General features: G+C 75.0%; 7 protein-coding genes. 4 read left to right on the top strand and 3 right to left on the bottom strand.

Translation table 11 applies throughout. The features are described 5' to 3' along the window. The first annotated feature begins 87 nt into the window (after positions 1 to 87). On the top strand, positions 88 to 1,662 hold the full coding sequence (locus AB0910_RS30810; RefSeq protein ID WP_366747958.1) for a hypothetical protein: 1,575 nt from the start codon (positions 88 to 90) through the stop codon (positions 1,660 to 1,662). 53 nt (positions 1,663 to 1,715) lie between these two features. Here AB0910_RS30810 and AB0910_RS30805 read toward each other — a convergent pair whose 3' ends face one another. Together AB0910_RS30805 and AB0910_RS30800 are read right to left on the bottom strand one after the other, a co-directional pair. After that, on the bottom strand, positions 1,716 to 3,767 hold the full coding sequence (locus AB0910_RS30805) for a sigma-70 family RNA polymerase sigma factor (RefSeq protein WP_366747957.1): 2,052 nt from the start codon (positions 3,765 to 3,767) through the stop codon (positions 1,716 to 1,718). A gap of 424 nt (positions 3,768 to 4,191) precedes the next feature. Next, positions 4,192 to 4,842, bottom strand: a complete 651-nt coding sequence (locus tag AB0910_RS30800; RefSeq protein ID WP_366747961.1) for a helix-turn-helix domain-containing protein — start codon at positions 4,840 to 4,842, stop codon at positions 4,192 to 4,194. Between the two features lie 882 nt (positions 4,843 to 5,724). Here AB0910_RS30800 and AB0910_RS30795 point away from each other — a divergent pair. Both AB0910_RS30795 and AB0910_RS30790 read left to right on the top strand, forming a co-directional pair. Further along, positions 5,725 to 7,143: an FAD-dependent oxidoreductase gene (locus tag AB0910_RS30795; RefSeq protein ID WP_366747960.1), complete on the top strand. Its 1,419-nt coding sequence runs from the start codon at positions 5,725 to 5,727 to the stop codon at positions 7,141 to 7,143. 307 nt (positions 7,144 to 7,450) lie between these two features. After that, positions 7,451 to 9,187, top strand: coding sequence for an ATP-binding SpoIIE family protein phosphatase (locus tag AB0910_RS30790; RefSeq protein ID WP_366747956.1), 1,737 nt, complete (start codon positions 7,451 to 7,453; stop codon positions 9,185 to 9,187). Here AB0910_RS30790 and AB0910_RS30785 read toward each other — a convergent pair. Next, on the bottom strand, positions 9,180 to 10,508 hold the full coding sequence (locus AB0910_RS30785) for an MFS transporter (RefSeq protein ID WP_366747959.1): 1,329 nt from the start codon (positions 10,506 to 10,508) through the stop codon (positions 9,180 to 9,182). The genes AB0910_RS30790 and AB0910_RS30785 overlap by 8 nt on opposite strands. A gap of 230 nt (positions 10,509 to 10,738) precedes the next feature. Between AB0910_RS30785 and AB0910_RS30780 the strand changes: the two genes are divergently transcribed. Continuing rightward, entirely contained in the window at positions 10,739 to 11,341 is a 603-nt protein-coding gene (locus tag AB0910_RS30780) for a MarR family transcriptional regulator (RefSeq protein WP_366747955.1), read from the top strand. Positions 11,342 to 11,673 lie beyond the last annotated feature (332 nt).

Below are 11,673 nucleotides of genomic sequence, written 5' to 3'. Positions count from 1 at the left end.
CGGCGGTTGTCGGTGTTTGCGGGTGGGTGTGATCTGGTGGCGGCGGAGGCGGTGTGCGGTGCCGGGGCGGATGGTGGTGGTGGAGGGGTGGACATCGCGGACTTGTTGGGTTCGTTGGTGGACAAGTCGCTGGTGGTGGCGGCGCCTGGGGCGGAGGGTGCGATGCGCTACCGGATGCTGGAGACCATCCACGAGTACGCCTCCGAGCGCGCGGCCGAGGCACCCGGGGAGCGCGCCGAAGCGGAGCGCGCGCACACCGCGTACTTCATCGGCTTCGCCGAGACCGCGGAGCCGCGCCTGCGCTCGGCGGACCAACTGCCCTGGATGCGGCGCGTGGAGACGGAGCTGGACAACATCCGCGCCGTGCTCGACCGCGCCCGGGCCGCCGGGGACGAACGGGCGGCGCAGCGCATGGTGTTCGCCGTCTGCTGGTTCTGGTGGCTGCGCAACTACCGTACGGAGGCCCTGCGCCGCGTGGACCAGGCGCTCGCGCTCGGCCCCGAGCCCGAGCGCGAGGACGACCCCCGGTACTGGCCCTACCGCTCGCTCCAGCTCATGCGGGTCTTCATGCTGGGGGAGCACGGCGGCCTCGACCGGATCAGGGCCGAGCCGGGAGGCCTCACGTCCGTCCAGCGGCTGATCAGGACCTTCGACCGGCCGGGTCCGCAGTCCGCGCGCTTCCCCGGCATGCTCTGGGGCCTGCTGGCGTTCTTCGTCGACCCCGGCGTCGACCTGCGCCGCGTCCTGGCCGACACCCTGGCCAACGTCCGCAGGTACGGCGGCCCGTGGGAGACGGCCGTGGTCCTGATGGGCCGCACCCATGTCCTGGTCGACCTGCCGGGCGGCGTCGAGGAGGTCGACGCGGCCCTCGGCGAGCTGCAGGAGCTGTGCAGGGAGGTGGGGGACCGCTGGGTGCTCGCGCAGGTCTCGGGCGCGGTCGGGGAGATGGCCATGGCCCGCGGCAGGTTCGACGCGGCGCGTGCGGCGTGCGAGGAGTCCCTGCGGTACGCGCGCGAGGTCGGCGCGTACGCCGAGGCGCCGGTCCTGCTGGCGCGCCTCGCGGAACTCTCCTACCGGGCCGGCGACCTGGAGGGTGCGGAGAAGGGCCTCGCCGAGGCGGTCAGGGAGGCCGAGCAGGCCCATGTGCGGGACGCGGAGGCGTTCCTCGCGCTGCTCGGCGCGCTGCTCGCGATCGCCAGGGAGGACGTGGGCAGGGCGCGGACCGTGATCGAGGCCGCGAAGGCGGAGGCGGGGCTCGGCACCCCGCCTCCGCAGTTCGCCGTCGCCGTGGGGGTGGTGGAGGCGCGGATCGCCGCCCGCGAGGAGGCGGGCCCGCGCGCCGCGCTCCGTGCGCTCGCGCTGGTCCTGCGCAGGGCGGTCGCAGGCGGGTTCGCGCCGACGCTGCTCGCGCAGGTCGCGGAGGTGGCGGCGCCGATGCTGGTGAGCACGGGCGAACCCGCGGCTGCCGTACGGGTCCTGGCCGCGGCGGAGACCTGGCGCGGCGCGTACCCGCGCTCGGTCCCCGAGGCCGGGGAGGCCGCCGAGGTCGTCTCGCGGGCCCGCGCCGCGCTCACCCCCGAGGCGTACGAGAAGGCGCGCGCCACGGGCGCGGGACGCACCCCGCCCGAGGTGGCGGCCGACCTGGCGGCCCTGTCGGCCTGACCGGGCCGGCCCGGCGGCCCGCGGCCCGGCACAGGGCGTGCGGGGCCGGAGCCTCAGCTGCAGCTGATGCGGGCCTGGACCCAGTCCGCCACGGCCACCGCGCCGAACGGGGAGGCCGGCTCCACCACCAGGCGGATCGACTTCTGGCCCGCGATCGGTACGGACACGGGTACGGCGGGGTCGCCGCCGCTGACGACGGGGGAGGTCCACAGGGCCCCGGAGTCGCCGTAGACGGAGAAGCGCACCTTGCCGAGGCCGAGCGTCATGTCGTCCACGCCGACCGACGCCTGGTACGTGGAACACGGCCGGTTGAGGTCGATCGTGACGCTGCCGGGGGCGTGCATGCTCGCGCCGTACGCGTAAGCGGTCTTGGCGACCGACAGGTTCTGCCGCTGCCAGAGCTGCCCGGCCGAGGTGAGCCGCACCTCGGGCTCGGTGCCGTCGCCCTGGTACGCGTACGGCAGCCGGTTCACCTGGTAGACCGCGGGCGCGGGCGGCTCAGTGGTCGGGGCGTGCGTCGGCTCGGGCGGCTTCGGCGACTCCGGGGGCTTCGGCGGCTTCCTCGTCGGGGTGGCCGACGGCGTCGGCGACGGCTTCGCAGGGGGCGGCACGGACCGCTTGGTCGGGGTCGGCTTCGGGGTCGGCTTCGGCGCGGGTGCCTCGGGCGCGGGCGGCGCGGGCGCCTTGTGCGTCGGGGGCGGCGAGGGCGCCGGGATCTGCGGCGGCAGCTGCTGCGCGGCGGGCGGCTTCGCCTCGGGAGCCGGCGGCTTGTCGCCGTCGCCCGAGGTGAGCGCGAAGACGAGCCCCGCTGCCGCCGCGACCGCGGCAAGCGCGGCAGCGCCGACCTTGAGGGGCGTGCTCGCGCCGTCCGCGGCGGCGCCCGCGCCGCCCGCGCCCGAGGCGCCTCCCGAGGACGAGCCGGCCGCGGCCGCCGCACCCGCGCCCGCGGCCCCCGCGGTCGCGCCGCCCACCACGCCGAGCGCCTTGAGGGAGAACCCGGTGGCGAACCAGCCGATGACCGCGATCGGTACGACGGCCGGGATCTGCGCGTTCACGGACGCCAGTTCACCCGCGGCCATCCGGCACTTGGCGCACTCGTCGAGGTGCTTGCGCAGGCCGCGCTCTGCCCGCATCCGCAGGCCGCCGCGCGCGTAGGCGCCGAGCCGGTCCGCGTACCGCGCGCAGTCGCCGCCCGCGGTGAGCGCCGTGCTGACGTGCGCCTGGAGGTACGCCTGCTTGAGCCCCTCGCGGGCCCGGCCCGCCAGGACGGCCGTCGCGTTGGCGGTCAGCCCGAACAGCGGGGCCACCTGGCTCGGCGACTCCTCCTCGACGGTGGTGTGCCACAGCACCGCCTGCCAGCGCTCGGGCAGGCTGCGGAACGCCTGCATCGCGAGGGACTGCTCGGCCTCGTGCATCGCCCGGACGTCGGCGCCCAGTTCGAGGGTGTCGTCGTCGGAGACCGAGGAGGACGCGGCCGCCTGTGTGACGAACACCGCGAAGTCCTCCACCAGGTGCTCGCGCCTGGCGGTCTTCGTCCAGTTCGCGGCGACGCGCCGTACCGTCGTCAACAGGTAGGCGCGGACGGCGTGTTCGGGTCCTGCGCCGCCGCGCACCGCCTGCAGGGTCCTGGCGAAGACCTCGGCGGTCAGGTCGTCCGCCGTGTCCGCGTCGCGGCAGCAGGTGCGCGCGTAGCGGCGCACCGCCGTCGAGTGCCGCCTGAACAGCTCCTCGTACGCGCTGTCGTCGCCGCCGCGCATCCGCTGCACCAGGTCGGCGTCCGAGGCCGGGACGTCGCCACCCGCCTCTTCGGCCTCTGCGGACTCGCGCTGCGCGGGCGAGGGCACCTTGGAGAGCGGCGCGGTCGCCGCCGCACCGCCGCGGCCCTCGCGCTGCTGGGGGACGCTGCTCTCCGGATCCTGCTCCGCGGTCTCCACGGGGGCAGGCTCGGGCGCCTGCCCCCGTACGGGGCCGGAAGCGGGCCGCGCGGGCCCGCCGCGCGGACCCGCCGGGCCGCCCTGGTTCGGCACCTGCCGGGGCGCGGGCCCGCCGGGCTCCGCACCGCCGCTGCCCCCGCCCACAGGCTCGTCGTGACCTTCACCGCTCATCGCGGAAGCCCCCGTATGCGCTGTCCCACCCAAACACCCGGCAAGCGTGCCACAGAACGGTGGCACGGTGGGAGCGGTCCGGTCACAACCACACCCCAGGAACACGATCCGGTCCCACGCCCCACGCTTTCCCGCCGACGAGGGACGCGCCGACCCCCCGAAGGGCACATGCATTCGACAGCTGAACCAGCACCCCTCGCGCCCACGCCGCCCGCCCGGGCGCGCGACGCAGCCATCGCGCACGACCACACCTGCGGCGCCGCACGCACCGGCTGCACCCGGCGTGCCAAGCGCACCAACTGCGCCCGCCGCACCGGCTGCCTCAGCCGCGCCGACGCGCGGACCCGCGCTGGTGCGTCCGCCGCGCCGATGCGCGGACCCGCGCCGATCGTCTCGGCCGGGCCCGCTACCTCGGCCGCGCCCGTTACAGGGCCCGCGGTCGCAGTCCTTCGAGCAGGATGTCGAGCAAGCGCGCGGAGGCCGCGGCCTGTTGGGCCGCGTCCGGCAGCGAAGGCGCCGCCGTGGCGATCACCAGCAGCACGTCCGCGACGGTCACATCGTGCCGCAGCTCGCCTGCGCCCCTGGCCCGCTCCACCAACTGCCCGACGACATCGAGCAGTTCGACGGCCCCCGGTGCGTCGAGCTCCTCGACGCTCAGCCGGGGCTCGATCACCCTCGGCTCGCCCTCCGCGCCGGGATGGCGCTGGTGCGGCACGCGCGTCTCGACCGGCAGTGCCACCTCCTCCGACGCCATCCGCACGCGCAGCACCTGCGGCGGCAGCAGCCGGCCCGCCCCCGAGGCGACCGACGTGCGCAGGAAGCGCGAGAGGGCGGGCCACGGTTCGTCCTCCTGGCCGAGCGCGGTGCGCGCCTGGTCGGTGAGCCGGGAGGTCTCCTCTTCCGCTATCCGTCTGACCAGCACGTCCTTGCTCGGGAAGCGGCGGTAGACCGTGCCGACTCCGACCCTGGCCCGGCGTGCCACGTCCTCCATCGGCGCCCCGTACCCCAGCTCGCCGAACACCTCGCGCGCCGCGCGCAGCACGTGCTCCAGATTGCGCTGCGCGTCCACCCGCAGCGGCGCCGGGCGCCCGCCCGCACCCCCGCTGCCTGCCTGCGCCGAAGCGGCTTGCGCCGCGGTCGTCTTGGCCACCGTCACCTGCCCCGTACCGCCCCGCATCGCACCGCCTCCCGACGGGTGCGGCGCCGCGGCACCGCCGCCCGTGACGCGGTGCGCCGAGCCGTGCCTGATGCCGCGTCCCGCGCCTGGTCCGACGCCCGCGACACCCCGCCCGTCACCTTCGGCCGCCGATCCGGCGCGCCATTGCGAATCCTGAATGTGCATGACCGTTCCCCCGGCTCATGTACGTCTCCCCCCGGAGACTTTCCCCGTTTTCGACACGAAGGGCACAGACCAGTCACGGACCTGCACCTCCGATGACACACGAACATAGTTGAGCCCACGGCAATTCAGAAGGGGTAATTCCGTACGGAGGCGGTCCGATCGGAGCAAGGGCGCGAAGATATCTGATTCAACCAACTTTCCCTCCCTGGCCCAACCGCCCTGACCTGCACCCCTCTTCGTCAACGTGGCGAAATGTCCCGCACGCCGAGTGGGCGAGTACCGGTCACACAATTTGCCGGGGCTGTGGACAAACCCCGGACGGCGATGCCTCATGGGGTGGTGATGGCTGAGACCCCCCGAGGCACCACACGACGAATCCGGCGAACCGCCCGAGGAACGGTACGACGAACGCCCGCCGCGCGCCCCGGCGGAGAGGGCGCGCGCTCCGGCGGAGAGCAGGACGCGGCAGGCGCGCACGACTCCGACGACGCGCCAGACGCCCCGCACGCCCCAGGTGCGTCAGACGCCCCGCACGCCCCGCACGCCCCAGACGCCTCGGGCGCCCCAGACGCGCCGGGCGCCCGAGGGCCCGCCCCGCACCCACCGCACGCCCCGCTGCCGAAGGCCTCACGCGCCGCGCACACCGCCCGCCGCCCCGCCCGCGTCCTCGTCGTCGGCGGCGGCTTCGTCGGCCTCTACACCGCCCTCGGCCTGCAACGCGCCCTCACCGCAGGCGAGGCGGACGTCACGGTCGTCTCCCCGGACCCGTACATGACGTACCAGCCCTTCCTGCCCGAGGCGGCCGCGGGCACCATCTCGCCCCGGCACGTCGTCGTACCGCTGCGCGCCGTCCTCGACCGCTGCACCGTCGTCGTCGGCGAGGTCACCGCCGTACGCCACGGCGAACGGGCCGTCACCCTGCGCACCGCGGCGTCCGCGGAGGAGGGCGGCGCGGGCGGGCAGCGCGTGCGCGAGTACGACGAACTCGTCCTCGCCCCCGGCTCGGTCTCCCGCACCCTGCCCGTCCCGGGACTCGCCGAGCACGGCATCGGGTTCAGGACCGTCGAAGAGGCCATCGGGCTGCGCAACCACGTCGTGGAGCAGCTCGACATCGCCGCCTCCACCCGCGACCCCGCCGTCCGCGACGCCGCCCTCACCTTCGTCTTCGTCGGCGGCGGCTTCGCAGGCGTCCAGGCCGTCGCGGAACTCGAGGACATGGCACGGCACGCCACCCGCTACTACCGCACCATCGCCCCCGGCGACCTGAAGTGGATCCTCGTCGAGGCCGCGGACCGCATCCTCCCCGAGGCCGACGAGGAGACGGCGCACTACGCCGTGCGCGCCCTGCGCGCCCGCAACATCGACGTGCGCCTCGGCACCCGGCTCGACTCCTGCGAGGACCGCGTCGCCCACCTCGGCGACGGCACCCGCCTGACCACCCGCACACTCGTGTGGACCGCGGGCGTACGCCCGCACCCCCTCCTCGACGCCACCGACCTGCCGCGCGACACCCGCGGCAGGCTCGTCTGCACGGAGCACCTCTCCGTCGCGGGCACCCGCCACGCGTGGGCCGCGGGGGACGCGGCGGCCGTGCCCGACCTGACCGCCGCGGAACCCGGCGCCACCTGCGCCCCCACCGCCCAGCACGCCCTGCGGCAGGCGGCCGTGCTCGCAGGGAACATCGCGGCGTCCCTGCGCGGCGGCCCCCTCGCCGAGTACCGGCACGCCTCCGCGGGCTCCGTCGCCTCACTCGGCCTGCACAAGGGCGTCGCGCACGTGCGCGGCAGGCGGCTGACGGGCCGTCCTGCCTGGCTGCTGCACCGCGCCTACCACCTCGGCAGGATGCCCACCACCGACCGGAAGGCGCGCATCCTCGCCGAGTGGACCCTCTCCGGGCTCTTCAGACGGGACATCGTCTCCCTCGGCTCGCTCAAGCACCCGCGCGCCGAGTTCGAGACCGCGGCGGGGCCGAGGCCGCCGGACATACCGGGCCCGCCCGGCACGCCGGGGCCGCGCGCCCCCGGCGGCTCGTAAGGCCGCAAGACCGCCGGCGCGCGCCCCCGACACGGCCGGAGCGCCGCCAGTGGGCCCCGCCACACGGGACGTGTGACCATGGAGCCGGTCCGTACGGCCCCCGGTACGGACCGGACGAACCGATCCGACCGAACTCCGGGGCGAGCCACCGGCGGACGGCCGGGCCCCACCGGCCGCACCGGCCGGGCGCCCGCCCCGCAGGCCCCGCGCCGCGTACCCCGCACCACCCGCCGGGCCCGACGTGTCAGGTCGGCGGCCGCCACCGCCCCACCACGACCAGCACACCACACACGAGGTCCTGAAAACCGTGAACTTCACGCGTTGGAGCGCCCGGCTCTCCGGCAGCACGCAGCGCAGGGCCTTCGCCCGCGCGGACCGTACGGCCGCCCGCCAGGAAGGCGGCGCGGTCCCCGCGGCCCGCGGCGAGTACGCGGGCGAACCCCCGCGGCCCCGCGCCGACGAGGCCGGCCGGCCCGCGCCGCTCACCCCCGAGGACCTCTCCGTACGCGACGTGCTCGGCGAACTCCCCGCGCTCGTCGCCCTGGTGTACGGCCCCGACCACCGCGTCGCCTACGTCAACGACGCCTACGAGGCCGCCTTCGGACCCCGCGAACTCGGCACCCCCGCCGCGCAGAGCTGCCCCGAGCTCACCGCACTCGGCCTGACCCCGCTCCTCGACCAGGTCCTGCGCAGCGGCACGGCCCGCACCGTCAAGTCCCGCAGGATCCCGGCCGCAGGCCACCCCGGCCGCCCTGCGGGCACCGCACGCGCCGAGCGCCGCGCCGAGGGCTCCTACACCGTGACCTGCGCGCCCGTCGGCCGTCCCGGCGCGGACGGCGTGCTCGTCTTCGCCGCAGACGTCACCGACCACGCGGAGGCCGCCGAGCGGCTGCGCGCCAGCGACCGGCGGCACCGCCAGACCGCCGTCACCCTCCAGCGCTCCCTGCTCCCGCAGGAGCTCGAACAACCCGACGACCTGCGGGTCGCCGCCACCTACCAGCCGGGCGGCGCCGACGCGGCGGTCGGCGGCGACTGGTACGACGTGATCACCCTCGGCGCGGGACGCACCGCCGTCGTCATCGGCGACGTGATGGGCCGCGGGGTGCGCGCCGCCGCCGTCATGGGCCAGCTGCGCACCGCCGTACGCGCCTACGCGCGCCTCGACCTGCCGCCCCACGAGGTGCTCCAGCTCCTCGACGGACTCGCCGCCGAGATCGACCCCAGCCAGATCGCCACCTGCGTCTACGCGGTCCACGACCCCAACGAGGGCGCCCTCGTCTACGCGTCGGCCGGGCACCTGCCGCTCCTCGTGCGCGACGAGGACGGCACCGTGCGCCGCGCCCCCGACCCGACGGGCCCGCCGCTGGGCACCGGCGGCCTGATGCACGCCTCCGCCAGCATCCCGCTGCCGCCGGGATCCACCGCCGTCCTCTACACGGACGGCCTGGTGGAGCGGCGCGACGAGGACATCTACGACGGCATCGCCAAGCTGGAGAAGGCGCTTTCGGGCGCCCAGGGCACCCCGCAGGTCGTCTGCGACCGGCTGCTGCGCAGCCAGGGCATCACCGCCGAGCACGACGACGACGTCGCCGTCCTCGTGCTCCAGCACCCCGCCCGCACCGGCGGCGACGCCGAGCTGTTCCACAACGCCGCGCTCGAACTCCTCGGCGGCATCGAGGCCGCCCCGCGCGCCCGCGCCTTCGCCTCAGGGGTCCTCGCCTCCTGGCGCTTCCCCGTCGAACTGCGCGACCTCGGCGTCCTCGCCACCAGCGAACTGGTCGCCAACTCGCTCAAGCACGGCACCCCGCCCATGCGGCTGAGGCTGCGCCGCACCGACCGCAGGCTGATCATCGAGGTCACCGACGGCGACGACCACCTGCCGCGCCGCCGCAGGGCCGAGCCGGCCGACGAGGCGGGGCGCGGCATCTCCATCGTCGCCACCATCGCCTCGTCGTGGGGCTCCCGCCGCACCCCCGGCGGCGGCAAGGCCGTCTGGTGCGAGTTCGCCCTGCCGCCCGCCGAGGACGGCACGGCCCTCAGCTGACGCTCTCCGGCACACGCACAGGGCCCGCGGCCTGCTGGGGCAGCACCCCTGGCCCCGGCAGCGCCTCCGCCTCCGGCAGGTGCTGCGCGACCACCCGCGAGGGCGCCACCGCCGCAGGCCACTCCTGCCCGGGCGTCAGCCGCCGCCCGAGACGCAGCGCCAGTACGGTCACGGCCAGCGAGAACAGCACGAACGTCGCGATGTACGGCCCGTGCATACGCGCCGCCATCGGCGCGCCGACCGCCGGACCCACGGCCAGCGCCAACTGCTTGACCAGCGCGAACGCCGAGTTGTACCGGCCCACCAGCGCGCTCGGCGCCAGATCCGACACCAGCGGCGCCACCGTCGGCGACAGCAGCGCCTCACCGAGCCCGAACAGCCCGTACGTCGACACGAACGCGACCGTCGCCGCCGGCTGGCCCGCGTGCGCCAGCCCCGCGTACCCGGCGACCAGCCACGCGACCGCCCACACGAGCCCCACCAGCGCGATCACCCGCGTACGGCGGCGGCGCTCCACGAACCGCAGCACCAGGAACTGCGCCACCACGATCACCGCCGTGTTCACCGCGAGGGCGACCCCCAGCGAGGACGGGTCGATGCCCGCAGCGTCCGTGCCGTACGCCGTGAGGCCCGACTCGAACTGCCCGTAGCAGGCGAAGAACACCACGAACGCCAGCACGAGCAGCTGCACCATCGCCCGGTGCGAGAGCAGCGCGCGCAGCCCGCGCCCGCCGCCCGCAGTGGCCCCGGCCGCCTCTGCCACCGGCCACGCCAGCCGTACGGTCCCCGCGATGGCGGCGAGCACCAGGAACATCGCGGCCTCGACGCAGAACAGCAGGATGAAGCTCCCCGGACGGCTCGTGTCGACGAGCTGCCCGCCCACGAGCCCGCCGACGCCGAGCCCCAGGTTCTGCAGGAAGAACTGCGTCGCGTACGCCCGGGTCCTGGTCGACGGCGTCGAGCACCAGACGATCAGGGTGGCGAGCGCCGGCTGGATGACCGCGGTCGCCGCGCCCAGCACGGCGGCGGCCGCCACGGCGCCCAGGACGCTCGAAGCGAGCCCGAGCCCGACCGCGCCGCCCGCGGCGCACACAGCGGCGCCCGCCAGCACCGGGATCGGCCCGCGCCGGTCCATGGCGCGCCCGGTGAACGGCAGCACGACGAGCGCGGCGGTCGCGAACACCGCGAGCACCATCCCGGCGGTGCCTGACCCGAGGCCGCGCACCTGCGCCACATAGACGTACAGGTAGGGAACGGTGAAGCCGAGACCGAACGCGCTCAGCACGTTCCCGGTCTGGATCCTGCGCATCGCCGAGCTCATCGCCTTGGTCACACACTCACCTGCCTAGGGTCGCCGGGCAGCACGAGCCGCCCGGGGGATGGGGAAGTCCTGGGGCTCCGGGGCCTGCACAGAGGCCGCACGGAAGGTTGAAGTACGTACGACTGAGGAACGAAGACCTCAGAGGTGAAGACTTCAAAGCTAAAGTTAGAGTTTGAACAATACAGCTCGAAGCACTTAAACGCCAACGGCTCCCGTGGGATACTGAGGCGATGTCCGACACATCCGAGGGGCCCGCGTCCCTGCCGCCGCCGGGGCACGAACCGAGCCTCGACGAGCAGATCGCCGCCTACCAGCGCGAGTTCCAGGACCTCGACCCGCAGGTCGAGAAGGTCGTCTCCGCGCTCGGCCGCCTGAACCGCCGCATGAACGTGGCGTACGGCCGCCAGGTCTCGGAGCTCGGCATCAGCAACACCGAGTGGGAGGTCCTGAAGACCCTCGTCGTCTCCGGCGCCCCCTACCGCCTCGGCCCCGGCGAACTCGCCAAGCGCCTCGGCCTCACCCCCGCCGCCATGACGCACCGCATCGACCGCATGGCCCACGACGGCCTCGTCACCCGCGACCGCGACGAGAACAACCGCGTCCGCGTGATCGTGGAGCTCACGGACGAGGGCCGCGCCAAGTGGCTGGAGGCGATGCGCATGGCGTCCGCCTTCGAGGAGGACCTCCTCCAGGACCTCTCCAGCGAGGAGCGCGGCATGCTCGGCGAGGTCCTGATCCGCCTCGTGCGCAGGGTGGAGGACACCCAGCCCGACGCGGGGGGCCGGCTGAAGGACCTGGACGCCCAGGACCGGGAAGGGCCCGCGGCCCCCTGACCCGCCGACCCCGCCGGCCCTGCCGACCGCGGTTCCTTGACACCGCCGGGGGCGATCCGTAAAGTACTCCGAGTTGCCACGGAGCCGGACGGTTCCCGGCAGCCCTCCCGCCGCTGGAGCAGAAGCGGCACACCAACACCAGCACGGCCTCCCTCACGGGACGGGAATTCGGCATGCCGAAAACTCGTTTGAAAGGACTCGATTAGGAGTCCCCGGGGAGATCCGCTAAGGTTTGGAACGTCGGAACGGCCGAGCGAAAGGGCCGGAAAGACGGAGCAGGGCCCCACCTTCCGGCGGGGAATCAGACGGGGAAACACGGGAAACAGCGTCTG

It is taken from the genome of Streptomyces sp. NPDC047002 (genome assembly GCF_040704505.1).
Lineage (GTDB): Bacteria > Actinomycetota > Actinomycetes > Streptomycetales > Streptomycetaceae > Streptomyces.
The sequence above is the reverse complement of the archived record's forward strand: the minus strand, read 5'-3'. Positions and strand labels throughout refer to the sequence as shown.